Source organism: Nocardioides dilutus (assembly GCF_054779555.1).
In genome coordinates, this window is the sequence record NZ_BAAGYA010000003.1 from 200,115 (window position 1) to 223,540 (window position 23,426).

General features: G+C 68.4%; 21 protein-coding genes. 10 read left to right on the forward strand and 11 right to left on the reverse strand.

Annotated elements, in window-relative coordinates:
• Nucleotides 1-14: 14 nt before the first annotated feature.
• The 3 genes from ACYVC6_RS16710 to ACYVC6_RS16720 are packed head-to-tail and all read right to left on the reverse strand — an operon-like array spanning nt 15 to nt 2,955.
• A complete protein-coding gene (locus tag ACYVC6_RS16710; protein WP_460715560.1) occupies nt 15-989 on the reverse strand; it encodes a sugar ABC transporter substrate-binding protein in 975 nt (324 codons plus the stop codon).
• Between the two features lie 59 nt (nt 990-1,048).
• On the reverse strand, nt 1,049-1,846 hold the full coding sequence (locus ACYVC6_RS16715) for an ATP-binding cassette domain-containing protein (RefSeq protein WP_460715561.1): 798 nt from the start codon (nt 1,844-1,846) through the stop codon (nt 1,049-1,051).
• Nucleotides 1,843-2,955 carry an ABC transporter permease gene (locus ACYVC6_RS16720; RefSeq protein WP_460715562.1) on the reverse strand — a complete coding sequence of 371 codons (1,113 nt, stop codon included), beginning with the start codon at nt 2,953-2,955 and terminating at the stop codon, nt 1,843-1,845. Before ACYVC6_RS16720 ends, ACYVC6_RS16715 begins: the two co-directional genes overlap by 4 nt.
• A 122-nt stretch (nt 2,956-3,077) precedes the next feature.
• On the opposite strand from ACYVC6_RS16720, the gene ACYVC6_RS16725 reads away from it, so the two are divergent.
• The gene (locus ACYVC6_RS16725; RefSeq protein ID WP_460715563.1) at nt 3,078-3,833 is read left to right on the forward strand and encodes a GntR family transcriptional regulator; all 756 of its coding nucleotides are present in this window, start codon (nt 3,078-3,080) and stop codon (nt 3,831-3,833) included.
• Between the two features lie 74 nt (nt 3,834-3,907).
• A complete protein-coding gene (locus ACYVC6_RS16730) occupies nt 3,908-6,019 on the forward strand; it encodes a beta-galactosidase (RefSeq protein WP_460715564.1) in 2,112 nt (703 codons plus the stop codon).
• A gap of 275 nt (nt 6,020-6,294) precedes the next feature.
• Here ACYVC6_RS16730 and ACYVC6_RS16735 read toward each other — a convergent pair whose 3' ends face one another.
• Together ACYVC6_RS16735 and ACYVC6_RS16740 are read right to left on the reverse strand one after the other, a co-directional pair.
• Nucleotides 6,295-7,035 carry an ABC transporter permease subunit gene (locus ACYVC6_RS16735; protein ID WP_460715565.1) on the reverse strand — a complete coding sequence of 247 codons (741 nt, stop codon included), beginning with the start codon at nt 7,033-7,035 and terminating at the stop codon, nt 6,295-6,297.
• Nucleotides 7,032-7,751 (reverse strand): ABC transporter ATP-binding protein, encoded by a 720-nt coding sequence (locus ACYVC6_RS16740; RefSeq protein WP_460715566.1) that lies wholly within the window; start codon nt 7,749-7,751, stop codon nt 7,032-7,034. The genes ACYVC6_RS16735 and ACYVC6_RS16740 overlap by 4 nt, the downstream gene beginning before the upstream one ends.
• Before the next feature lie 265 nt (nt 7,752-8,016).
• Here ACYVC6_RS16740 and ACYVC6_RS16745 point away from each other — a divergent pair, with 265 nt between their 5' ends.
• A complete protein-coding gene (locus tag ACYVC6_RS16745) occupies nt 8,017-9,183 on the forward strand; it encodes a sensor histidine kinase (RefSeq protein ID WP_460715567.1) in 1,167 nt (388 codons plus the stop codon).
• A complete protein-coding gene (locus ACYVC6_RS16750) occupies nt 9,180-9,848 on the forward strand; it encodes a response regulator (protein WP_460715568.1) in 669 nt (222 codons plus the stop codon). The genes ACYVC6_RS16745 and ACYVC6_RS16750 overlap by 4 nt, the downstream gene beginning before the upstream one ends.
• On the opposite strand, the gene ACYVC6_RS16755 is transcribed toward ACYVC6_RS16750, so the two are convergent.
• Nucleotides 9,809-11,509 carry a tannase/feruloyl esterase family alpha/beta hydrolase gene (locus ACYVC6_RS16755; RefSeq protein ID WP_460715569.1) on the reverse strand — a complete coding sequence of 567 codons (1,701 nt, stop codon included), beginning with the start codon at nt 11,507-11,509 and terminating at the stop codon, nt 9,809-9,811. The two genes, ACYVC6_RS16750 and ACYVC6_RS16755, sit on opposite strands and share 40 nt — an antisense overlap.
• A 101-nt stretch (nt 11,510-11,610) precedes the next feature.
• A complete protein-coding gene (locus ACYVC6_RS16760) occupies nt 11,611-12,582 on the reverse strand; it encodes an ABC transporter substrate-binding protein (protein WP_460715570.1) in 972 nt (323 codons plus the stop codon).
• Between the two features lie 181 nt (nt 12,583-12,763).
• On the opposite strand from ACYVC6_RS16760, the gene ACYVC6_RS16765 reads away from it, so the two are divergent.
• The 6 genes from ACYVC6_RS16765 to ACYVC6_RS16790 all read left to right on the forward strand — a co-directional run bounded on the left by ACYVC6_RS16765 (nt 12,764) and on the right by ACYVC6_RS16790 (nt 17,074).
• Nucleotides 12,764-13,219 carry a MarR family winged helix-turn-helix transcriptional regulator gene (locus tag ACYVC6_RS16765; RefSeq protein ID WP_460715571.1) on the forward strand — a complete coding sequence of 152 codons (456 nt, stop codon included), beginning with the start codon at nt 12,764-12,766 and terminating at the stop codon, nt 13,217-13,219.
• A gap of 80 nt (nt 13,220-13,299) precedes the next feature.
• Nucleotides 13,300-14,241, forward strand: a complete 942-nt coding sequence (locus ACYVC6_RS16770; protein ID WP_460715572.1) for an SDR family oxidoreductase — start codon at nt 13,300-13,302, stop codon at nt 14,239-14,241.
• Nucleotides 14,238-14,693 (forward strand): MaoC family dehydratase, encoded by a 456-nt coding sequence (locus ACYVC6_RS16775; RefSeq protein WP_460715573.1) that lies wholly within the window; start codon nt 14,238-14,240, stop codon nt 14,691-14,693. Before ACYVC6_RS16770 ends, ACYVC6_RS16775 begins: the two co-directional genes overlap by 4 nt.
• Nucleotides 14,693-15,484, forward strand: coding sequence for an ABC transporter permease (locus tag ACYVC6_RS16780; protein WP_460715574.1), 792 nt, complete (start codon nt 14,693-14,695; stop codon nt 15,482-15,484). Before ACYVC6_RS16775 ends, ACYVC6_RS16780 begins: the two co-directional genes overlap by 1 nt.
• Nucleotides 15,481-16,266, forward strand: coding sequence for an ABC transporter permease (locus ACYVC6_RS16785; protein WP_460715575.1), 786 nt, complete (start codon nt 15,481-15,483; stop codon nt 16,264-16,266). Before ACYVC6_RS16780 ends, ACYVC6_RS16785 begins: the two co-directional genes overlap by 4 nt.
• On the forward strand, nt 16,256-17,074 hold the full coding sequence (locus ACYVC6_RS16790; RefSeq protein WP_460715576.1) for an ABC transporter ATP-binding protein: 819 nt from the start codon (nt 16,256-16,258) through the stop codon (nt 17,072-17,074). Before ACYVC6_RS16785 ends, ACYVC6_RS16790 begins: the two co-directional genes overlap by 11 nt.
• A 1-nt stretch (nt 17,075) precedes the next feature.
• On the opposite strand, the gene ACYVC6_RS16795 is transcribed toward ACYVC6_RS16790, so the two are convergent.
• The 4 genes from ACYVC6_RS16795 to ACYVC6_RS16810 form a co-directional block, all read right to left on the reverse strand.
• Entirely contained in the window at nt 17,076-17,204 is a 129-nt protein-coding gene (locus tag ACYVC6_RS16795) for a methionine/alanine import family NSS transporter small subunit (RefSeq protein WP_460715577.1), read from the reverse strand.
• Nucleotides 17,201-18,751 (reverse strand): sodium-dependent transporter, encoded by a 1,551-nt coding sequence (locus ACYVC6_RS16800; protein WP_460715578.1) that lies wholly within the window; start codon nt 18,749-18,751, stop codon nt 17,201-17,203. The genes ACYVC6_RS16795 and ACYVC6_RS16800 overlap by 4 nt, the downstream gene beginning before the upstream one ends.
• 90 nt (nt 18,752-18,841) lie before the next feature.
• On the reverse strand, nt 18,842-20,893 hold the full coding sequence (gene betT / locus ACYVC6_RS16805; protein WP_460715579.1) for a choline BCCT transporter BetT: 2,052 nt from the start codon (nt 20,891-20,893) through the stop codon (nt 18,842-18,844).
• A 155-nt stretch (nt 20,894-21,048) separates the two neighbouring features.
• Nucleotides 21,049-23,235 carry a YncE family protein gene (locus ACYVC6_RS16810; protein WP_460715580.1) on the reverse strand — a complete coding sequence of 729 codons (2,187 nt, stop codon included), beginning with the start codon at nt 23,233-23,235 and terminating at the stop codon, nt 21,049-21,051.
• Between the last annotated feature and the right edge of the window lie 191 nt (nt 23,236-23,426).

The following is a 23,426-nucleotide window of genomic DNA, read 5'->3' on the forward strand; positions in this document are numbered from 1 at the left end:
CGCACGCGGAAGGCCTACTGCCAGGCCGAGGTGAAGTCAGCCGCGTTCTCCGCCGTCACCAGCGTGGTCCCTGTGTCGATGGACTTCACGTAGTCCTCGCCCCTGAGCGACTTGATTGCCGCCTCGACACCGAGGTTCGTCATCTTGAACGGCGACTGGGCCATCGTGGCCGTGGTCTTGCCGGCCTCGATGAGCTTGGCCATCTCCGGGTCACCGTCGTATCCGAAGATCAACAGCGGGTGGTTCTTGGACTCCGCCACGGCCACGGCACCCATCGCGGGGGAGTCGCACGCCGAGTAGATCGCAGTGAGGTCCGGGTGCTTGGTGAGGAGATCCTGCGTGACCGCGGCACCGGTCTTGGTGTCACACAGGGTTTGCTCCGCACCGATCACGACGTTGACGCCGGTGCCTTCGAGGGCCGCCTCGACGCCGTCGATGCGCTGGTCGAGGTTCGGCACCCCGCGGACGGCCTCCAGGAGGCCGATGGTGTCGCCGGACTTCAGCTGGGACTTGATGTATTCGCCGGCTGCCTCGCCGCCCGCGATGTTGTCCGTCGCGGCGACCGCATCCGCGACGACACCGGGGATGGTGTTGTCCACGAAGACGATGCGGACGCCCTGCGCCTGAGCCTCGTTCAGTGCGTCGGCGACGCCGACGCCCATGGGCGAGACGACGATCGCCTGCGCTCCATTGGTGACGGCGTCCTGGATCTGCGCGATCTGGCAGGGCGTGTCGTCGTTGGTCTTGCAGGCGTTGGTCGTGAGCTCGATGTCGTCCGGGTGATCGGTCGCGTACTGCTTGGCGCCGGCGATCATCGCATCCCAGAATCCGCCCGTGGCCTTGGTGAGAAGAGTGACCTTGAACTTCTCGTTGGTGGCCCCGCTTCCACTCCCGGACGGTTCCTCGGTTCCCCCCCCGTCGTCGCCGCACGCGGAGATGAGCATCGCCCCCGCTGCGAGCACGACCAACGCTTTCAGTCGAGTCGACATGTGTGTTGCTCCTTCTAGTCGGATCTGCCGCACGTGTCGTGCGTCCAGGTGGTGAGGCTTCAAACGGTTGTGCTCCCTCGAGCCCCGACGATCCAGGACACGAGTTGTTCTTGGTTGTCCGCAGTTGCCGGCGCTTCGCCGATCTTGCGTCCGCCGCGCATGACCATTGCCCGGTCCGCGACCGCCATCACGTGGTCCATGCTGTGAGAGATCAAGATGACCGCGACGCCGGAGGTTCTGAGCCGATCGACCAGCTGCAGGACCCGCGCAGACTCCCGAAGCCCGAGGGCAGCGGTCGGCTCGTCGAGGATGACGAGCTTCGAGGAGAACGCCACTGCTCGCGCGACCGCCACTGCCTGGCGTTGGCCTCCCGACATCAGTGCTACGTCAGCATCGAAGTCAGGGAGCCGGATCTGCAGACGGTCGAGAAGGTCCTTGGTGCGGGTGGACATCTCCTTCTGTTTCATCCACTGCAGACCGCGTGGCAACCAGGACGGCCCCGCCACTTCGCGGCCGGCGAAGAAGTTCGCGGTCGGGTTGAGGTTGTCGAACAGGGCCAGGTCTTGGTAGACGGTCTCGATCCCGTTTGTTCGCGCATCGGCCGACGAGGTGATGTGGACGGGGGACCCGTCGATCTGGATCTCGCCTCGGTCGAGCTTGTGGACGCCGCTGATGCACTTGATGAGGGTCGACTTGCCGGCGCCGTTGTCGCCGAGGAGGGCGAGGACCTCACCGGAGCGGACCTCGAGGTCGACGGCGTCGAGTGCGACCACTGCCCCGAAGGTCTTGGTGGCACCACGAACGCTCAGGACAGGTTCTACCCCGGAGGGAACGACGGCGTGGACGGCGTCAGTCATGCGAGCCTCGCCTGCATGCTTCGGAACCGGTTCTCGACGTAGGCCCGCAAGACGTCGAGCTCGACGGCGACGATGACGACCACTCCCACGGCGATGTACTGGAAGTTCGGGTCGAGACCGAGCAGGTTGAGGCCGTTTTTCATGACCCCGAGGATCAGCGCACCTGTCAGGGCGTTCAGGACGCCGCCGCGGCCGCCCAGGAAGCTGCCGCCGCCGATGATCACCGCGGCGATGGCGGTGAGCTCCATGCCCGCGCCCGTGAACGGCGAGCCGGCGTTAGCGGTTCCGACGAAGAGCATCCCGCCGATGGCCCCGGACAGGCCGCTCATGGCGTAGACCGATATCAACGTCCAGTTCGTCGGCACGCCCGTGCGGACCGCGGCCTCGGGGCTGCCACCGACGGCGTAGATCCAGCGGCCCCACACGAGCTTGTGCAGGATGACGGCACAGATGACCGCGAAGACGATCACCACGAGCGTGGCGTAGGGGAACCATCCGATGGGGTCCGCACCCGGGATCTCAGTGATACGTCCGCCGCCGAGCGTGTGCACGATCGACGGGGAGCCCAGGACGGTGGAGCCACCGGCGATGTAGAGGGCGAGCCCTGCGCAGACGCTCAAGGTGGCGAGGGTGGCGATGAAGGGATGCGGCAGACGCCCCCACACCAGCAGCAGCCCGTTGACCAGACCGACGGACAACCCCGTCAGCAAGGTGGCCCCGATGGCCAGCCCCGCCGAGTTGGTGTCGCGGTAGACGACGGTGACCATCACGCAGCACAACGAGACGTTGGAGCCGATCGACAAGTCGATGCCGCGGGTGAGGATCACCAGAAGCTGACCCAAGGCGATGACGCAGACACCGCTGGTCTGCTCGAGGACGTTGCCGATGTTCCCGAACGTCATGAAGACGTGGCCCTCGGTGGCCGCCCAGAGGAACAACATCATCAGCGCCAGAATGAACAGCGGGCCTGTCTTCAGCGCGAGCAGGACAACCTTGATCGCTCGTGACGATCGGGCGTTGCTCGCATCCGACACCTCTCCGAACTCGGGCTGAGGGGTCGCCCCGTCGACGCTGATGGCGAGGCGACTAGCCGACTCGTCGTCGATCACGTCGCGCCTCCTTTCCGGCAGCATCGGGACGGCTGCAGCGGCAACATATCCTAGAACCTATAGGATATGGAAGATATGAATGCTGTAGCGTAATCCCACGTACTCGACACGCGAAGGCCGAGATGGACCGTTATCAAATCGAAGCAATCCGCGAGTCCGCGGCCGGCCAGCGCCTGGCGCAACGCCAGGCGCTGCCGGGTTCGGTGTACGAAATCGTCACCGACATGCTCATGACCCACACGTTCGAACCGGGCGCCCGCCTCAACATCGAAGAGCTCGCGCGCACCCTCGGCGTGTCGCCGACACCCGTGCGGGAGGCGCTGGCGCGCGTCGAGGCCGACGGTTTGATCATGAAGCAGCCAGGACGCAGCTACACGGTGGCGCCCCTCATGGGGATCGAGCAGGTGCGCGAGCTCATCGAGCTGCGGTTGCTCGTCGAACCCGCACTGGCTGCCAAGGCCGCCGTCCACGCGGAGTCGAACGAGATCAAGGAGCTGCGCCGCGTTGCCCGGTCCGGTGGAGCCGGCGGCGAGATCACGGCTGCGGCGAACCGGTTGGACATGGTCTACGACGCGACCTTCCACGCCATGGTCGCGGACCTCGCCGGCAATCAGATGATCAGCAACATGCTGACCCGACTGCGCAGCCACGTGCACACCTTCCGGCTGTACTACCACGCTGGCCTGCACTCGGTGACGAAGAACGAGCACCTGGCGGTGGTCGATGCGGTCGCCCGGAAGGATCCCGACGGGGCCGAGGAAGCGATGCGTGCCCACCTGGTGTCAGCGCTGGAGCGGCTGGAGACGTTTGTCGACGGCGGGATCGCGACCGAGGAAGCCAGGCGCATCCCGAAGGAGGGCGGCGCTGTCGATGGGTGAGGGGACGCTCAGCGGCCAGGTTGCGCTGGTACCCGGCCGAACTCATCCCCCGAACGCCCCACGGTGGAGATCCCATGGCTGAACTGCCTCGGCAGGTGCTCTTCGGAGCCGCCTACTACCACGAGTACCAGACGACAGACAGGCTCAAGACGGATCTCGACCTCATGCGCGATGCCAACTTCACGGTCATCCGCGTCGGCGAGTCGGTCTGGTCGACGTGGGAGCCAGACAATGGCGTCTTCGATCTCGAGTGGCTGGCTCCAGTCCTCGACGAGGCACACGCGCGCGGAATCGCGGTCGTGCTCGGAACGCCGACCTACGCGGTACCACCGTGGCTGGCTCGGCTCCACCCCGAGATCAACGCCGAACGCGCGAGTGGGCACCGGATGGGTTGGGGCGCGCGTCAGGAGGTCGACTACACGCATGCTGGGTTCCTCTTCCACGCAGAACGCGTGATCCGGAAGATCGTCGACCGCTATGCCCACCATCCAGCCGTCATCGGATTCCAGGTGGACAACGAACCGGGCCTGCAGATCTTCCACAACCACGGCACCTTCCAACGCTTCGTCGACCACCTGCGGCTCGAGTACGGCACGGTCGAGCGGCTCAACCAGGAGTGGGGGCTCGTCTACTGGTCGCACCGGTTGACGACGTGGGCTGACCTCTGGACACCGGATGGGAACGCCCAGCCGCAGTACGAGCTGGCGTGGCGGCGCTTTCAGGCTCGTCTGACGGACGAGTTCATCGCGTGGCAAGCCGGGATCGTGCGGGAGTACGCGCTCGAGCATCAGTTCGTGACCACCTGCCTGGCATACGACCGGCCGGCGATGGACGACCTCGGCGTCACCCGTTCCTTGGACGTGACGTCCGCGAACGCCTACTACGTGATGCAAGACGGTCTGCAGCTCCCGGACGCTCGCGAAGAGACGCAGACCTGGAAGACGGACGGCACCTGGGCGTTCTACCTCAGCGCGGACCGCATGTACTCATCACGGCAGGAGCCATACTTCGTCACCGAGACCAACGCGGCAACCATCGGCATGGCCTGGGACAACAGGCCCGCCTACGACGGCCAGTGGCGCCAGGCAGCCTGGGGTCTCATCTCCCGCGGCGCCTCGATGATCGAGTACTGGCACTGGCACACATTGCCCTTCGGGACTGAGATGTACTGGGGAGGGGTGCTGCCGCATAGCGGCGAACCCGGTCGCACGTATGACGAGGTGTCAGGGCTGGGCCGTGAGCTGCGCGCCGCCGGCGACCTCGTGGCAGGGCTGACCCCCGACGCCGACGTCGCCGTCGTCTACTCCGGACCGAGCAAGTGGCTCATGCAGCGACATCCCGCGCTGTGCCACGCAGACGGCTCGCCCGACGACCGCGCCTACCAGGGTCTGCTGGAACCCTTCTACCGCGGAGCTTTTGACGCCGGACTCCAAGCCCGGATCCTGCACGACCGTCAGCTGGTCGGAGCCGCCGCACTACCGACGTTGTCACCGGACCAGGTGGCCGCCACCCTTCCCATCCTGGTCGCCGCCGGCGTGTATGTGGCCAGCGATGAACTGCTCAACTGGTTTCGCGCCTACGTGGATGCCGGCGGGCACCTCATCGTCGGCCCTCGAACGGGCTACGCCGACCTTGAAGCACGAGCAAGAACGGGCGTCCACCCGGCTGGTCTCAACGAGCGGGCCGGCGTCTGGTACGCCGAGTTCAGCAACCTCCTGACACCGGTGCCGGTCCGAGCCAGCAACGGCTCAGACCTGCATCCGCCCCAGTCAGCCGCAGCCACGCGCTGGGTCGACGGCCTGCTCGTCACCGGCGCCGACGTGCTCCTCGAATACGACCACCCGCACTTCGGCAGATGGCCCGCGATCACCTCGCGAGCCGCGGGCACCGGGCGAGTGACGTACGTCGGGACTGTGCCGAATCCCGCACTCGCCCAGTCGTTGTTCGCATGGGCAAGCGCCGGTCAGCCGCGCCGTTGGAGGGGCCTCCCGGCCGAAGTCACCGTCACAGGCGCGACGGCGAGGGACGGGGCGCACCTGACATTCGTCCACAACTGGAACTGGCAGCCGCGCTCGCTAGCCGCGCCGGTCGCCCTGCGTGACGTCCTGTCCAGTCAGGACTTCTCGGTCGGCGACAGCATCGATCTGGGGCCCTGGGACGTCCGAGTGTTCACCGATCGCGAGTGACGCGACTCAGATTCCCGACCAGCCGGCGACAACGGATCGGGTCGAAAGTGACTGCCGACGTCATCACCACGGCTGGGAGAACCAGTTCATCGACGGGGACGGCGGAAGAGTCCTGGCCGCGGCTGCGAGCCGCGGCCAGAGAGTGCGATGCGCCTCCTGGCACCAGGCTGCGTGAGTAGGTGGGGAGGCGCTCGACAGCCAATGCTTGGTCTACTCCGGTCTCGGCGAAGTCGCAACCATGGTTGAACCGGCAACTGATGTGGTCGGGCCGAGCGTCAGACGACGTCGCGGCGGCTGGTCGCGGTCATGGATACCACCAGCGCGGCGAGCGCGTAGACCGTCAGGAGGGCTGCCGCCAGCCACACGGTCTGGACGATGCCGTCGCGATCCTGCGCCGCCAGGCCCTGAGCGAGTGCGCCGGGGACGAAGCGGTGAGCTTCGGGCACCTCGGCCAGCACGTTCTCGATGAACAGCAGCCAGGTGAACAGGACGACGAACGTGGGCACCTGGGATCGGATGACGGCGCCGACCGAGAGCCCGATGACTCCGAGGAGCCCACCACCGACCGCGCCTGCGGCGAACAGGCCGACGTAGTCACCGGTCGTCGGCATCTGGGTGAGGTCACGGACCTTCAGGGTGGCCGTGGCGGTCAGCGAGGCCGTGCCGATCGAGGCGAGGGCAGCGACGGCACCGGTGGCGAAGGCGGTGAGCGCCTTGGCCGCGATCACCTCCCAACGGCGAGGGGCCGCGAGCAAGGTCGGTCGAATGGTGCCGGTGCGGAACTCGGCGGTGATCGACAACCCTCCGATGAGGGCGGCGAAGAGACCGCCGAGGCCGACACCGACATCCGTGAGCAGCTCGCGCTGCCCCGTGCGGGTGCCGAGGCGGTCGGCGGGCAGGGCGAAGGTGTGCACGACGATGGCCACGGCGACCAGGCCGGCCGAGGCGGCCAGCATGCCGGCCAAGGTCCTGGTCGTGGTGACCTTGGCGACCTCGGAGCGCAGCTGACGGATCACGAGGCCACCGCCGTGGTGAGCGTCAGATAGGTCTGCTCCAACGACTGGCCGGTCCGGGAGATCTCGGTCATGGAGAAGTCCCCCAGGAGACGGCCCGCGTCGATGATGAGCACCCGGTCGACCGACTGCTCGACCTCGGCGAGCACGTGGCTGGACACGAGCGCGGCGCCGCCACGGTCGGCGAACCGTCGCAGGAACGCGCGCAGCCAGTGGACGCCCGCCGGGTCGAGGCCGTTGATCGGCTCGTCGAGGATGAGGAGTGCGGGGTCGCCGAGCAGTGCTGCGGCGAGTCCCAGGCGCTGCCCCATTCCCAGGGAGTAGCCGCGAACCTTGCGGTCGGCGGACGCGGTCAGCTCGACGAGGTCGATGACCTCGTCGACACGAGTCGGGTCGATGCCAGAAGCGAGGGCGAGCACGTGCAGATGAGCACGGCCGGACCGGTCGGGGTGGAAGTCGGCGTGCTCCAGCACCGCGCCGACGCTCCTGGCCGGCTCGGCGAGGTCGGCGTACCTCCTGCCGAGGACCAGCGCGGTGCCGCTGGTCGGTGATGCCAGCCCGAGCAGCAGCCGCAACGTCGTCGACTTCCCGGCCCCGTTGGGCCCGAGGAACCCGGTGATCTGCCCGGCCTCGAGGGTGAAGCTGATGTCGTCGACCGCACGGACGCCGCCGTAGGTCTTGGTCAGTCCGCTCACCTCGACCACAGGACCCGGGGTCACGACCTGCCCCGGCGAACGAGGTAGACGGCCACTCCGACACCCACGACAACGGCGAGGATGGCGAGGTGCGCGAGTGGCTGCGATCCGGCGTCGGAGAGACGGGACTCGGAGCTGAGGGCAACGGAGGTCATCACGTCGGCAACGCTAGGAATCGGCCGTCTTCTCCGAAACGCCAGCGCGGTGGATCCTGGAGGTCCTCGTGATGTGGACCGATGTCCCCCTGCAGGGGGATTCGAGGCATTCGCGAGATGGCTACGCTCACGCGGTGTCGGCAGTGATGGCAGTGCGCGGCTACACGGTGCGCACTAGTGCGACGAGCAGGTGGCGCACCCTGGGCCTCGACGCCCTGCTGGCCCTCGGCAGCTTCGCGATGTGGCTGGCGCTGCTGACCCGACAGGGAAGCGTCGACCCGCTCGACATCGGTCTCCTCGTCCTGGCCTCGGCGCCGCTGGCAGCGTGGCGCTCGGCCCCGTTGCTCGTGTACGCCGTGACCGGCGTCGCCGCGCTCTTCCTGGCCGGACGGGGCGAGGTCGTCTGGCCGCCGATCGGTCCGTGCGTCGCGCTCTACCTCCTTGCGGCCAGCCGTGACGCCAGGTCTCCGTGGACGTGGCGCACCACCGCGGTGGTCCTCGGGCTCCTCGCGCTCTACCTGGGCGTGGTGATGACCGCCTCGGACTGGGTCGCGACCGACCTGGGCCACGCCGTGCTCGCCGGTGCGGTGGCCTGGTTCGCCGGCGAGCGGACCCGGCTACGCCGCCAACAGCTCGTCGACCTGCACGAGCGGATGCGACAGGCAGAGGAGTCGGCGGCGGCGGGGCTGCGGCTCGCGGTCGCCGAGGAGCGGACGCAGATCGCGCGCGACCTGCACGACTCCGTCGGCCATGCGCTCACCCTGATCGCCGTGCGGGCCGGTGCCGCACGCCTGCGCCAGGACGACGCGGCCTCACTGGCGGCGCTCACGGACATCGAGACCCTCGCTCGCGAGACCACGGCCGACATCGAGCAGATCGTGAACCCGCTCCGCGGTCCCACGGAGGTGGACAGGTCGCCGGTCGGACTCGCCTCGGCGGGAGCGCTGGTCGACCAGTTCCGCGCGGCCGGCCACGACGTCGTCCTGACGCAGGGGCGAGAGATCGGTGGGCTGACCGTGGCTGCCGACCAGGGCGCCTACCGGATCCTGCAGGAGTCGCTGACCAACGCCGCCCGCTACGGCTGTGGCTCGACCACGGTCTCCCTCTCGACGGCTGCCGGCTGGGCAGTGATCACCGTCCAGAACCCGATCGCGGAACCCCGGCGCTCGGCTGGTGGGGGACACGGCATCGCCGGCATGCGCGAGCGGGCCGGCCTGCTCGGCGGGTCGCTGTCGGCCGAGGAGCACGACGGCCGGTTCCGCGTCGAGCTGCGCCTTCCCCGACGGGATGACCAGCAATGAGCAAGGTCAGGGTCCTGCTCGTCGACGACGACCACCTGATGCGCGCCGGCCTGGCCGAGCTGCTGGCGATCGACCCCTCCATCGAGGTGGTGGCCCAGGCCGCCACGGGTCGCGAAGCCATCACCCTCACCCGGCGACACCGGCCGGACGTCGTCCTCATGGACGTGCAGATGCCCGATCTGGACGGCATCACTGCGACGCAGGAACTCGTGAACGAGGCCCCAGACACGCGCATCCTGATCCTGACGACCTTCGAGCTCGACGACTACGTCTTCGGCGCCCTCAGGGCCGGTGCAGCCGGCTTCCTGCTCAAACGGACCCGGCCGGAGGAGCTCATCGCCGGCGTCCACACGATCGCCACGGGCGAGTCGTTGCTGTCACCGTCCGTCACTCGCCGCGTCATAGACCGGATGGCCCGACAACCCGTGCCGGACCTGGCCGGGGACGGGGTCCTCGACAGACTGACCCCGCGAGAACGCGAGGTCCTCGGGTTCCTGGCGCAGGGGCTCTCCAACCGCGAGATCGCCGACAGCCTCGTGGTCGAGGAATCAACGATCCGGACGCACGTCAAGCGAGTCCTGTTCAAGCTCGATCTCCGCGACCGGATCCAGGCGGTGATCTTCGCCTACGAGAACGGCATCAACCAGCCGGGCGCACGGCCGTGACCAGGCGGAGCCGTGCGGCAGGTGAAGCTGCTGGCCCGCTCCGGGTCTCCGCCGCGGTAGGTCGCGATCTTGGGATACGGGCACAGCGGGCGGGTGCGGTCAGGTGCCCAGGCCGCCGGCAGGTCGGGGTTGACGCCCCCCGGGTTTCCCGCGCCGCGGGCGGAGGCGACGATGCGGTCCGGGGCGACGCCGTACTCCACCCACCTGATCAGGGCACCCAGGCCGTCGAACTGGTCCGTCGACGGGCCACGCTGAACGTGCCCCATGCCCGGCACCTCGAAGTAGCGGGCGAACGCCTCCGCCTTGCCCTTGTAGCTCTTGTCGAGGCGCCGGTACCAGCGCGCGGTGTCGTCGGAGGAGAAGACCGCGTCGGAGACACCGTGCACCACGATCATCTTGCCGCCCCGGTTGCGGAGGGTGTCGAGGCGGGACGGGTTCGGCGGCGTCATGAAGGACATCGCGCTCTCGGTGAAGGTGTCGTCGGTGGCGTAGATGTTCGGCGCCTGGGTGTCGACGTCGTAGCTCAGTGCGTAGCCACGCAGGTCTGCGAGGATCGCGGGACTCTCGGGCGGTGTCGAGAAGACGAAGCCGACCGCCATCGGGTCGAGCAGGACCGACAGGTCGAACTCCCAGGCCGCCCAGTCGGGCTGGACGAGCCCCGGGTCGAAGGAGAACGAGCTGTAGAGCCGCTCGCCCTGGCTGTTGCGAGCGCCGGCGAAGACACTCCGGACGACCGCCTTCTGCTTCCGGGTCAGGCAGGTGCCGTCCCGCCCGGCGGCGCAGGTGGGCACGGCCTTCCTCAGGTGGAACTTCTTCTGGCAGAGGGCCACGGCCTGCACCATCCCGTCGCGAAGGCGGTCCAGGCGGTCGCAGCGGCGCAGGATCGCGCTCGCGATGAGCTGACGCTCCGGCAGGGTGAGGGCGGTCGAGAGGTCGTCGGTGGAGGCCGCGACCTGGGCATACTGCTGCGCTCCCCACAGCTGGGCGACTGCGGCCTTGGGCAGGTTGAACCCGGGCGCCACGGCGAGGAAACCGTCGTAGTCGTCGGCGTAGCGGGCCGAGGCGACCATCGTGTGCCGACCTCCGTTGGACCCGCCGGCGAAGTAGGAGCGGTCGGGACCGCGCCCGTACGCGGCGCCGACCAGGCCCTTGGCCATCGGGGTGAGCTTGCCGACCGCCTGGTAGCCGTAGTCGAGCCTGGCCTGGGGGTCGAGGCCGAACAGGGGCAGCTGGTGCGTGCCGTGACCGGCGTCGGAGCTGAGGACCGCGAACCCCATCTGGAGGCCGTTGCGCAGCTGGCCGGCGGTGACGGTGCCCGTGGCGGGCGCCACGAAGCCGTCGAGTCCGCCGTTGCCCTGGTGGAGGAAGCGCCCCGACCAGTCGGTCGGCAGTCTCATCTGGAAGCCGATGGCGTAGGCCTGGCCGTCGACGACGCTGACTCGCTGGTGCATGCTGCCTTCGACGAGGCAGTGTTCCCCGACCGGATTGCCGGCGTTGGTCAGCGTGCCCGCGGGCACCATCTCAGCCTTGGTGATGACCGTGCTCGGCCACGCGAAGGTCAGCAGGGACTCGCAGTTCTGCAGGGTCCCGGGTGTCGCGGGGGAGAGCTGTGGCAGGCCAGCTGTCCGGACGGAGTGGCTCGGTGCCACTGCTCCCGCCATGGGCGTTGACAGGCTGCCACCGAGCAGTGCCAGGCATCCGATCGCGGCCGAGACCGCTGGGAGCATTCGCTTCGTCATCGTCTCTGCCCCGTCCGTGGTGACTACTCGGCGCCCTCGTAGAGCCCTTCGATGTCCGGCTCTTCCTCGATCCAGCCCTCGTCCAGCATCAGCTCGCCGACCCGGGTCGTCTCCTCGATGTGCAGGTCGGTGCCGAAGCCCTCGAGCCGGAGGTTGGCAGCCGCCTCCTCCGGGATGTTCGGGTTGACCGTGGTGATCTGCGCCCGCACGGCGTCGGGGTTCTGCTCGGCGAACTCCAGCGTCTCGTTGAGCGCAGCGGTCATGTCCGCGACCAGGTCGGGGTCGGACTCGACCAGCGCACCCGAGGTGAACATCAGCTGCAGTGCCATGCCCGGCACGGCGAGCGCGCACGGCGTCGTCACGATCACGTTGCCCTCGGCCACCAGTCCGCCCATGAATGGTTCGGGGACCCAGACCGCGTCAGCGGTGCCCTCGGCGAGGGCGGCCGGCATGTCCGGGAACGGCAGCTCGATGAACGTGACGGCGTCCGGGTCGCCGCCGTCCTGGCGGACCGCCTCGCGGATCACCAGATCGCCCATGCTGCGCAGGGTGTTGATGGCGACCGTCTTGCCCTCGAGGTCCGCAGCACTGTCCATGCCGGAGTCCGCCTTCGCCACCACCGCGTTGACGGCCTCTTCGGGCGTGTCCTTCTCGGTCGACCAGTTGCTGATGACCCGGACGTCCAGTCCCTGCTCCTTCGCGGTGATCAAGGAGACCGGGTTGCTGGACGAGAAGTCGAGCTCCTGCGACATGACCGCGGGGAGCAGGGCGGCGCCCCCCTGCCCGGTCTCGATCTTCAGCTCGATGTCGTGGTCTGCGAAGAAGCCCTCCTCGATGCCGGCGTACATCGCCGCCGTCGGAACGATCGGGAGCATGCCGACGGTGACGGTGCGCATCCCGCCGTCGTCGTCGCCCCCGTCGTTGTCGTCGCCGCAGCCGTAGAGCGCGGGGAGCAGAAGAAGTGCGAGGGCCTGCGCTGTGAGGATTCGCCTCATGTCGTCCTCCCGAGTGTGCCGTGTGTCACAGCATCTTCAAGGTTGTTCAGAATGTCAACGATTACGTTTCTGACATCCTGTCGGCAGATGGCGAGGGTCGGGGGAGCGGCCCCTGCGGCCGTGCGGCTGTGTGGCCGGATGGCACGATGGCGACCCGGGCACAGGCGACGAGGAGGCGACGATGAGCATCGGTGACACCGAGGACCCGGCCATCGAGACCCTGGGCGACACCGGGCTTCTGCTGTCGGTCGCCGGCGCCATGGCGATCCGCAACGCCAACGCGGTTCTCGACGCGGTCGGGCTGCGCGCCCGGACGTTCTCGATCCTCGAGCTCGTGGTCCGCACGGGTGGGGTCAACCAGCGCAACCTGGCCGACAAGCTGCGGTTGAACCCGAGCCAGATGGTCGCCCTCGTCGACACCCTGGTCGGCGACGGCCTGGTCGAGCGGCGGCAGGACGACGAGGACCGGCGAGCCCGGCTCGTGTGTCCCACCGAGGAGGGCGAGAGGCGCTGGGCCAAGGCGCGCGAGCTCGCGGACGGCGCCCTCGATCGCACGCTGCGCGACCTCACACCGCCCGAAAGGGCGTTGCTCCACCAGATGCTCTCGGTCGTCGTGCACGCGAGCGAGCCCGACTGATACCGGTCGCTGGTCCTTGACGACCGCTGACCCGATGCCTACGGTCATCGTTCAGAAGTTGAACGATGTGGAGTCTCGGGATGGATCTGGACGGCAAGGTCGCCGTGGTGACCGGGAGTGGCCGCGGCCTGGGCCGCGCCTACGCCGAGGCGCTGGCGGCGGCCGGAGCCGCGGTCGTCGTCAACGACCTGCAGGCCGAGGCGGTGGACGAGGTGGTGGCGGCCATCAGGGCTCAGGGCGGGACCGCGAGCGGGGTCGTGGCAGCCGTCGGAACCGCTCGAGCCGCAGACGAGATCGTCGGCCACGCGGTGGACGCCCACGGCCGCCTCGACGTGATGGTCACCAACGCCGGGATCCTGCGCGACCGCGTGCTGTGGAAGATGTCGGACGAGGACTTCGACGCCGTGGTCGAGGTCAACCTCCGCGGCACGTTCACCTGTGCGCGGGCGGCCGCCGTGCGCATGCGCGAGCAGGACGGGGGCGGCCGCATCATCCTCGTCTCCTCTCCGGCCGGGCAGCGAGGCAACTTCGGGCAGACCAACTATGCGGCCACCAAGGCCGGCGTGGTCGCCTTCGCCCGCACCTGGGCGATGGAGCTGGCCAGGTCCGGTATCGACGTCAACGCCATCGTCCCAGTGGCCGCCACCGAGATGACCAAGACCATTCCCGCCTTCGGCCCCGTCATCGAGGAGGCAGAACGCACCGGGAGCCCGTTCCCGGAGTGGCTGCGCAAGGACGAGGGCCTCGGCACCGTCGAGGACGTGGCTGCGCTCGTGGTGTTCCTCGCCTCGGACGCCGCGAAGGGAGTGACCGGCCAGGCCATCGGCATCGGAGGCGACCGGCTCGCCCTCTGGGCTCATCCGAGCGAGAAGGTCGTGCGTTTCCATGACGGCGGCTGGAGCGCGGACGCGATCGCGGCGGAGTGGGCGTCGAGCCTTGGCGACCAGGCCGAGACCTACGGGATCCCTGCGCCCAAGGTGCCTGACTCGTCACCGACCTCGCCCTCGAAAGGCACGCCATGACCATCACTGCGACCGGCATCGAGGGGATCAAGGCCCTCTCCGGCTCCGACCTCGGCGCGAGCGACTGGCTCGAGATCACCCAGGAGCGTGTCGACACCTTCGCCGACGCCACCGACGACCACCAGTGGATCCACGTCGACCCGGAGCGCGCCGCCCAGGGGCCGTTCGGTGTCGCCATCGCCCACGGCTACCTGACGTTGTCGTTGATCATCCCGCTGTTCAACGAGCTGCTGAGGATCGAAGGTGTCTCCATGGGCGTCAACTACGGGCTCGACAAGGTGCGCTTCCCGGCCCCGGTGCCGGTCGGCTCCAAGATCCGACTGGTCGGCAAGGTCGGCGACGTCGACGACATCCCTGGCGGCGTGCAGATGCAGGTGGGCTTCACGGTGGAGATCGAGGGCAGTGCCAAGCCTGCCTGCGTCGCGGAGGCCATCTACCGGCAGTACGCCTGATGGCCGCTGCCCCTCGGCGTGACCTGGGCGGCCTCCTCCTCGGGATCGCCGGCATCCTGACGTTCCTGACGATCTGGGAGCTAGTGTCGAGGGCGGGAGTGGTCAACAGTCGCTACCTGCCCCCGCCGACGGAGGTGTTCGGGTCACTGGTCGACGCCTTCGGGACCTCGCGGCTCTGGTCCGCGGTGGCCTACACACTGCGGGGCTGGGCGGTCGGGCTGGCGATCGCGGCGACTGCGGGGACGGTGCTGGGCGTCGTGATCGGCATGAGCCGGTTCCTGCGCCTCACCACCCGCTCGACGATCGAGTTCCTGCGTCCGATCCCGTCGGTGGCCCTGGTGCCGGCGGCGGTCCTGTTGTACGGCACCTCGATGCGCGCGACCCTCCTGCTCGTCATCTACGCGACCTTCTGGCAGGTGCTCATCCAGACTCTGTACGGCGCCGTCGACGTCGATCCGGTCGCCGACGACACGGCACGCAGCTTCGGGCTGGGCCGGCTGGCCCGGATCCGCCACGTGGTGTGGCCGACCGCGCTCCCGTATGTCATGACCGGCCTTCGCCTCGGCGCGGCGGTCGCCCTGATCCTCGAGATCACCGGTGAGCTGGTCATCGGGGGTGGCGGGCTGGGCGAGCAGATCGCGCTCGCCAAGACGGGTGGGGCGGTCCCCCTGGTCTATGCGTTGGTCATCGTCACCGGGCTGATCGGGATCGCCATCAACCTGCTGGCCCGGTCCGTCGAACGCGCCACCCTGTCCTGGCACGTCTCGGTCCGCGGTGAGGTTCCGCTGTGAGGAGGGCTCCGAAGATCCTGGTCCAGGGCGGTTACGTCGTCGGCCTGCCCCTGCTGCTGGTCCTGGGGTGGTGGGTGGCGGCTCGCGACACGACGAACTTCTACGTGACGACGCCCGACGAGCTGTGGACGACGTTCGTCGACACCTGGTTCGGCGACCGCTTCGGTTCCGACGTGCTGCCGAGCGTCGCGCGCTTCGCGATCGGCACCGCGCTCGCCATCGCCCTGGGCATCACGCTCGGCGTCCCCATCGGGTTGGTCAGGTGGCTGCGCCGCTTCACCGAGCCGCTGTTCGAGTTCTTCCGGGCGATCCCGCCCCCGGTCCTGGTCCCCGTCCTGATGCTGGTGGTCGGCGTCAACAACTCGATGAAGATCCTGGTGATCGTCTCGGGTGCGATCTGGCCGGTGCTGCTCAACACGGTGGAGGGGATCCGCGCGGTCGACCCAGTGCTGCGCGACACCGCCCGCACCTACCGGATCAGTGGCTTCACCCGGTTGCGCTTCGTGCTGCTTCCGGCGGCTGCCCCGCGGATCTTCACCGGTATCCGGCAGGCACTGTCGGTCGGCTTGATCCTCATGGTGATCTCCGAGATGTTCGCGTCGTCCTCGGGGCTCGGCTTCACCATCGTGACGTTCCAGCGGACCTTCGCGGTCCCGGAGATGTGGAGCGGCGTGCTCCTGCTGGGGCTGCTCGGACTCGCCGTGTCCTTCGTCTTCCAGGTGACCGAACGCCGGGTGCTTGCCTGGTACCACGGTCAGAGAGAGGTCCAACATGGCCGATGACGTCACCCTGTCGGTGCGCGGGCTGCAGAAGGTGTACCGGTCGGACTCCGGGGGAGTGGAGGCGATCCGGGACCTGACGTTCGACCTGCGCCGAGGTGAGCTCGTGTGCCTGGTCGGTCCCTCCGGCTGCGGCAAGACGACGCTCCTGCGCTGCATCGCCGGCCTGCTCGAACCCAGCGGGGGTGAGATCGCCCTGGATGGTGTCCCGGTCACGGGCCCTCCGAAGGGGATGGCCGTGGTCTTCCAGGAGTACGGCCGCAGCCTGTTCGCGTGGATGACGGTGCGCGCCAACGTTGAGCTCCCGCTCAAGAACGCGCGCCTCGCCAAGCCCGAACGTCGCCGCCTGGTGGACGAGGCGTTGGAGGCGGTCGGTCTCACCGACGCAGCCGACTCCTACCCATGGCAGCTCTCGGGTGGCATGCAGCAGCGCGTCGCCATCGCGCGCGCGGTCGCCTACCAGCCGGAAGTGCTCCTGATGGACGAGCCGTTCGCCGCGGTGGACGCACAGACGCGGGCCGACCTGGAGGACCTGATCCGCGAGGTGTGGAAGCGGTTGGGCGTGACGGTGCTCTTCGTGACCCACGACATCGACGAGTCGGTCTACCTCGGGGAGAGGGTGCTGGTGCTGTCCAACCGGCCGACGGTCGTCCAGGAGGATCTGACGATCGACCTGCCCGCCGAGCGCGACCAGCTCACGACCCGCTCGATGCCGCGCTTCACCGAGCTGCGCGCACACGTCTACGAGCAGATCCAGCTGGCGAAACGTGCCGAGCCCGGCCAGATGCCCACGACTCCCACCGCTCCTTAGGTCACAGGTCGCGGTGGACCTCGTCCGGCTCCTCGCGGGTGGTGCGGTTGAGGCTGCGGATGGCCAGCGCGAGACCACCCCACACCACCGCCATCGCGACGAGCATCATGACGATGGCGGATGTCGTCATCGGGAGACCTCCTCAGCTGGTGCGGTCAGGTCGACGGTGCGCCGCCAGGGGAGCCGGGCGAGCACCAGGGCCACCACGACCACCAGCGCCGCCGAGCCCCAGCCGATCCAGTAGATCAGCCAGTCCGGATAGCCGCCGTACGGCTCGTCGAGCACGGCCCTGAGCTCGTCGATCAGGACGTAGACGAGGGCAGCCGGGGTGACCACGCCCACCAGCACGAGCCACCAGCTGCCCAGCTGCACCGATCCCGTGCTGTTGAGGTGGTCCCGCAGGTGGTCGAGGTCGCGGTAGACCCACGTGACGGCGAGCATGCTGACCACGGCGACCAGCAGGATGCCGAAGCGGTTGATGAAGTGGTCGGCGGTGTCCAGGATCGGCACGCCGGTGGTGGTGGCGAAGAGCAGGATGCTGGCGGCCGCGGCCGGCCCTCCGACGACGAGCGACGCCGCGGCCCGGCCCAGGTCCAGCTTGTCGCGGACCGCGGAGATCACGACCTCGATGACGCTGACCAGCGAGGTGAGGCCTGCCACCACGAGCGATCCGAAGAAGAGCACACCGATCAGAGCTCCTGCCGGAGCCTCGGAGATGATCGCCGGGAACGCGACGAAGGCCAGGCCGAGGCCCGAGGTGGCCACCTCGTCGACGGCCACCCCGTTGGCCTGTGCCATGAAGCCCAGGGCGGCGAACACCCCGATGCCGGCAAGCAGTTCGAAGGACGAGTTGGCCAGTCCGACCACCAGGCCGGACCCCGTCATGTCGGTCCTGCGACCCACGTAGGAGGCGTAGGTGATCATGATCCCGAAGCCGACCGACAGCGAGAAGAAGATCTGGCCGAACGCCGCCGCCCACACCCCGGCGTCGGTGAGCGCGCCCCAGTCAGGAGTGAAGAGGGCATCGAGCCCGTCCCCGGCTCCCGGCAGGAACAGCGACCGGACCACGAGCGCCAGGAAGGCGATGACCAGCAGCGGGATGAACACCACCGAGAGCCCGCCGATGCCCTTCTGGACGCCGGCCACCATGACCCCGACGACGGCGACCCACACCAGCAACAAGGGCCACAGCACGCCGCCGACGAAGTCGAGCCCGATGCCGGGTGAGGCCATCTCCAGGAAGTCGCCGAAGAAGAACTCGTCCGGGGCCGAGCCCCAGGACTTGTCGATCGAGAAGAACGTGTAGCGCACCGCCCAGGCGATGATCACCGCGTAGTAGATGGCGATGACCGAGCAGATCCCGACCTGCCACCAGCCGAGGGTTTCGGCCGTCGCGCCGCCGAGACGCCTGAACGACAGGGGGGCGGAGCCGCGATAGCGGTGCCCGATGCCGTAGTCGAGGAGCAGGAAGGGCAGCCCGGCCACCAGCAGTGCCACCAGGTAGGGGATGACGAACGCACCACCCCCGTTCTCGTAGGCGACATACGGGAACCGCCAGATGTTGCCCAGGCCCACGGCGGACCCGATCGCCGCCAGGATGAACACTTTCCGGCTGGTGAAGTGGCCCCGTGAACGCTGCTCCTGGGAGGCGCCGGACGGCTGGGCTTGCGTGGACATCGGTCTCCTTCGCTCGCTGTCACAGCAGGCTAGACCAGCAGCGGCCACCGCTACCCGTCCGATCTCACTGGCCGGGTCGGCCGGTGGCCGTCACCCGAGCCGCAGGGACTCCAGGTGCCCTTCGTAGTGGTCGAGGCAGTCGTGGATGACCTGGGTGGTGGAGTAGCCCATCACGTCGTAGGCCTGTCCACCCTCAGCGGTGTGGACCTCCAGACGGGCGTACTGGTCGCGGTCGCCGATCATCCGGCCGCCGTACGTCGGGACCGGTGACTCGCTGACCTGCACCCGGTAGACGAACGGGTCGTCCCCCAGGGTGTGCAGCTCCACCCGCGCCAGGTCGCCCACCACGCCGGCCTCGGGCGTCCGGGTGACGTGGGTCGGCACCCCTTGGTCCTCCAGCTCCTGGGCCACCTCCTCCAGGGCGGGTCGCACCACGGCGTCGAGGTAGGCGGTCGCGGCCTCGACGTCCACGAAGCTGACCGCCCGCGCCAGGCGGGCCTTCCACAACGACTCGGCCGTGTGATCCGTACCGGCCTCCGGAGCGCGGACCCTCGTCACGATCGGCAGCCCGTGTGGTGCGGCCCCGGTGCGCCGGAGCTCGGCCCTCAGTGCCTTGTGCAGGCTCAGCATGACCAGCACGATGACGAATGCGAAGGGCAGGCCGAAGATCACCGTGGCGTACTGGAGGGCATAGATCCCACCCGCGGCCAGCACAGCGATGGTCAGCAGGCCGGTGGCCGCGGCCCACACGATGCGCAGCCAGGGGGCCGCGTCGTCCTGGGCCGACCGCAGCTCGGACGAGAGGTTGCCCATCACCAGCGCGCCCGAGTCGGCCGAGGTGACGTAGAAGAGCAGGCCGACGAACACCGAGACGGCGATAACAACGCCGGACAGTGGGTAGTCCTCCAGCAGTGCGTAGAAGCCCGACTCGGGCGAGGCCAGCGCTGTCTCGGCGAACGCGTCGTCGCCTCCCCGGATCCGGTCGAGGGCGGCGTTGCCGAAGATCGAGACCCACATGAGGATGTAGGAGAACGGGATGATCATCGTCCCGGCGACCAGCTGCCGGATCGTCCGGCCGCGGGAGATCCGGGCCAGGAACAGACCCACGAAGGATGCCCAGGTGATCCACCAGGCCCAGAAGAACAGGGTCCACAGCGACATCCATTCGGTCGCCCCCTCGAACGCGAAGGTCTCCATCGTCTTGCGGGGGAAGGTCTGGGCGTAGTCGCCGATATTCATGACCACGGCGTTGAGGATGAGACTCGTCCGACCCGTCAGGAGGACCCAGGCGGCGAGGCCGAGCGCCAGGGTGACGTTGAGCTGGGACAGGAAGCGGATGCCCTTGTCGACGCCGGTCGTGGCCGAGACAGCGGACATCGCGACGGCGAGGACCACGAGTGCGATCTGGGCGCCGAGGTCGACGGGCACGTCGAACAAGACATTGAGCCCCTGGTTGAGGAACACCACCCCGATGCCGAGGCTGGTCGCGACCCCGAAGATGGTGCCGAGCACGGCGGCGGTGTCGACTGCGTGACCGAGGCCGCCGTCGACGCGCCGCCCGAAGATGGGGTAGAGCGCTGAGCGCACCGCGAGCCGGAGGTTCATCCGGTACGTGAAGTAGCCCAGCGCTATCCCCATCAGCGCGTAGAGCCCCCAGCCGGAGATCCCGTAGTGGAACAGGGTCCACACCGTCGCCTCGCGGGCCGCGGAGACGGTCTCGGGGTCGCCACTCGGGGGCACCATGTACTGGCTGACGGGCTCAGCCACCGCGTAGAACATCACGTCGGTGCTGATCCCGGCGGCGAAAAGCATCGCGGTCCAGGCGAACGTGGAGAACTGCGGCTTGGAGTCGTCGGGACCGAGCCTGACCGAGCCGTGGCGAGAGACGGCCAGGTAGATCACGAAGACCAGCACTGCCGTGGTCAGCGCCACGTAGAACCAGCCGAACCAGTCGACGACCCTGGCCACCGCCTCGCCGATGACCCGCTCGGCCTGGTCGGGGGCGAGGATCGCCCAGGTCGCCATGACCAGGACTCCGACCACCGCTGAGAAGAACACCGGCTTGCGGACCGGTGGCCCGTCGGTGAGGAACGCCCACCTGCTGCGCTTCGCGACAGACTCGTCGGTCCTGGTCGTCGTCACCATGGGCTCCTCGGCTCCGGCGGCTCAGGCTGGAGCTGAACCGGGACTGCGTGGCTGGACATCCCGGACATCATGGCCCCTACGGGCCCGACAGAGACGGTCCGGGGCTGTGCCGCGCTGCGCAGCCCCGGACCGTCGGTGGTGTCACGTGGTGATCAGCAGGCCGACTTGCTGATCGGGTTGATCTGCTCGCAGGTCAGACCCTTTCGCCAGGCCTTCGGGATCTTCTGTGACCAGCCGTTGTAGACCAGCGGGAGTGGCAGGACGCCCTGTCCACCCTGACCGGGATGGGCGACGAGCTCGTCGTCCATCTTGGTGTCCGACGTCGGCCCCAGCGGCAGCTGGCCGGCGATGGCGGCATCCGAGATGTCGCCGTCGTTGTTCGGGTCGATGTCGATGACCTGCATGGCGTTGGAGAACTTGTTGGAGACGTAGGCGTAGTAGCCGCCACCCCGCTTGGCGCCGAAGTTGGCGCCGTGGCAACCGGCGTTGCACGGCAGGTCCTTGATCACCTTGTTCGTCTTCGGGTCGATCACGTTGACCGTCTGGGACAGGGTGTTCACCGCCAGCAGCGCCTTGCCGTCCGGGCTCACCGGGAGCTGGATGGTCAGTCCGCCCCACGACTTGCCCGCCTCGGGACCGGTCTGCGGGTCGTAGTTCTCCCACAGGTCGATCGTGGAGGTCTTGGCCTTACCGCCGCCGGGGGTCGCACACGCGGCCTTCTTCTTCTTCAATGACACACACGACACGCTCATGCCCAGGAAGTTGGACAGGTACGCCTTCTTCGAGTTCGGCGTCATCGACGTGGCGATCGGGAACGCCCCGACCGGCTTGTGCCTGACGGTCCCCGTGTCCAGGTTGGCGATCACGGCCTCATTGGTCATCGTGTTCGGCGCGACGACCGTCTTGCCGTCATGGCTCGTCCAGTGCGCGTGCGGGTGTGGGGTCATGCCGCCCTCCGGGTCGGCGTGGACGCGCTGAACGACCTTCTTGGCGCCCGGTGACGCCTCGACGATGTCCGTCCCGGCGTTGACGCCGATCGTGAGGTTGCCGTTGTCCGGACGGGTCATCACGTGCGCCGGGTTGGGCCCGACCTCGAGGCTCCGTACGAACTTGCCGGTCTTCCGGTTGAACACGTCGGTCTCGTTGTCGAACCACTCGTTGCCGTACAGGTACCGATAGGTCTTGCTCGCCCACATGTTGTGGACGTTGTTCATGTTGATCCCGGGGGCTGCGATCTTCCGATCGATCGTCCAGTCCTCGACGTTGATCTTGGTGATGGAGCCGTGCTTCTCCTTCCCTGCGAAGTCCTCCATCTGAGTGGCGATCCACACCTCGCCCACACCAGGGGTGGTCGGCGCCTTCAAGGCCTTCAGCGTCTTCGGGTACCCGAACTTCTGGTCGAAGTACGCGTCCAGGTTGGGGATCAGCACCGGCCTGCCGTCTGCGTCGTACTGCAGGATCGGGGCGGGGGGCTGGACCGGGTTCCAGGACACGTCCTCAGTGGCGCTGAACTGCTGCCAGTTGTTCGGGTTGGTGATGGTGAAGAAGGCGTTCACCAGTCGCTGGATGATGTCGGCGTTGGACGGAACGGCCTGGGGCTTGCCGTTGACCACCAGCTTCTCGCCGAAGTCGAGACCCAACGTGAGCGGGTCGTCGACCACGACCGCGCCGAGCATGTAGGGCGCGACCGAGTCGGTGAACGCGTACAGCCCCGGCTCGGTGAGCTGGATCGTCTTCTCGCCGAAGAAGGCGCCTCCCGCGTCCATGTACGGGAACTCGTCCGCCCCCTCGGGGGCGATCAGCCCGATCGGGTTGCGGATTCCCTCCGACTTGGCCGGGTCCACGTTGAACGTGACGGTGACCGGAGGCCCCTCGACCGCGAACTCCTCGAGGGAGGCCAGGACACCCATCAGGTCCACGCCGACCGGCAGCGACGTCAGGTCGACCGGCGTGCCCGCAGGCATGCCGGCGACGGTCGCCTTGAGCTGGCCGATCAGCGTCGCGGCTTCGGCGGCCTTGCCTGCCGCCTCCGGCGAGGACTTCGCGATGCCCCGCACGGTGGCCAGGGTCGAGTCGAGGGACAGCGGGTCGGACGGGGCGCCCGCCCCGCGGGCGGTGCCGAGCCCGCCGACGAGGTTCTCCACCAACGACGCGTCGGCCGGCAGCGCCGGGCCACCGACGGCGGGTGCGCCGACCCGGGGGAGCACGGCGACCGCGAGGGACTTGCTGCCGAAGAGGTCGAGACCGGAGTCGAACCATCCTCCGTTCTCGTCGGTCAGGTCGAAGTTGATGGGGAGTGGGCCCACCCCGATCGGCTGCTCGTGGCCTTCTGCCGGCATCGTGACCAGACTCGTTGCTGTGATCGCCGAGGCCGCCACCACGGCCACTGCGGCGAGCCTCCGTCGCTTCCTGGACCCCAAGAAGCCTTGGGGGGCTGATTCAGACATGAGAATTGCCTCTCTTTTCCCACCTTCATTTCCGAGCTCCACTGTGACAATTCCCCTTCCCCGTGGAGATAGGACCAGCAAAT

Excerpts from the sequence above, each read along its gene's own strand:
- ACYVC6_RS16710 (WP_460715560.1), bottom strand. The coding sequence starts at position 989 with ATGTCGACTCGACTGAAAGCGTTGGTCGTGCTCGCAGCGGGGGCGATG.
- ACYVC6_RS16715 (WP_460715561.1), bottom strand. The coding sequence starts at position 1,846 with ATGACTGACGCCGTCCACGCCGTCGTTCCCTCCGGGGTAGAACCTGTC.
- ACYVC6_RS16725 (WP_460715563.1), top strand. The coding sequence starts at position 3,078 with ATGGACCGTTATCAAATCGAAGCAATCCGCGAGTCCGCGGCCGGCCAG.
- ACYVC6_RS16730 (WP_460715564.1), top strand. The coding sequence starts at position 3,908 with ATGGCTGAACTGCCTCGGCAGGTGCTCTTCGGAGCCGCCTACTACCAC.
- ACYVC6_RS16750 (WP_460715568.1), top strand. The coding sequence starts at position 9,180 with ATGAGCAAGGTCAGGGTCCTGCTCGTCGACGACGACCACCTGATGCGC.
- ACYVC6_RS16755 (WP_460715569.1), bottom strand. The coding sequence starts at position 11,509 with ATGGCGGGAGCAGTGGCACCGAGCCACTCCGTCCGGACAGCTGGCCTG.
- ACYVC6_RS16760 (WP_460715570.1), bottom strand. The coding sequence starts at position 12,582 with ATGAGGCGAATCCTCACAGCGCAGGCCCTCGCACTTCTTCTGCTCCCC.
- ACYVC6_RS16765 (WP_460715571.1), top strand. The coding sequence starts at position 12,764 with ATGAGCATCGGTGACACCGAGGACCCGGCCATCGAGACCCTGGGCGAC.
- ACYVC6_RS16770 (WP_460715572.1), top strand. The coding sequence starts at position 13,300 with ATGGATCTGGACGGCAAGGTCGCCGTGGTGACCGGGAGTGGCCGCGGC.
- ACYVC6_RS16775 (WP_460715573.1), top strand. The coding sequence starts at position 14,238 with ATGACCATCACTGCGACCGGCATCGAGGGGATCAAGGCCCTCTCCGGC.
- ACYVC6_RS16780 (WP_460715574.1), top strand. The coding sequence starts at position 14,693 with ATGGCCGCTGCCCCTCGGCGTGACCTGGGCGGCCTCCTCCTCGGGATC.
- ACYVC6_RS16790 (WP_460715576.1), top strand. The coding sequence starts at position 16,256 with ATGGCCGATGACGTCACCCTGTCGGTGCGCGGGCTGCAGAAGGTGTAC.
- ACYVC6_RS16795 (WP_460715577.1), bottom strand. The coding sequence starts at position 17,204 with ATGACGACATCCGCCATCGTCATGATGCTCGTCGCGATGGCGGTGGTG.
- ACYVC6_RS16800 (WP_460715578.1), bottom strand. The coding sequence starts at position 18,751 with ATGTCCACGCAAGCCCAGCCGTCCGGCGCCTCCCAGGAGCAGCGTTCA.
- ACYVC6_RS16810 (WP_460715580.1), bottom strand. The coding sequence starts at position 23,235 with ATGCCGGCAGAAGGCCACGAGCAGCCGATCGGGGTGGGCCCACTCCCC.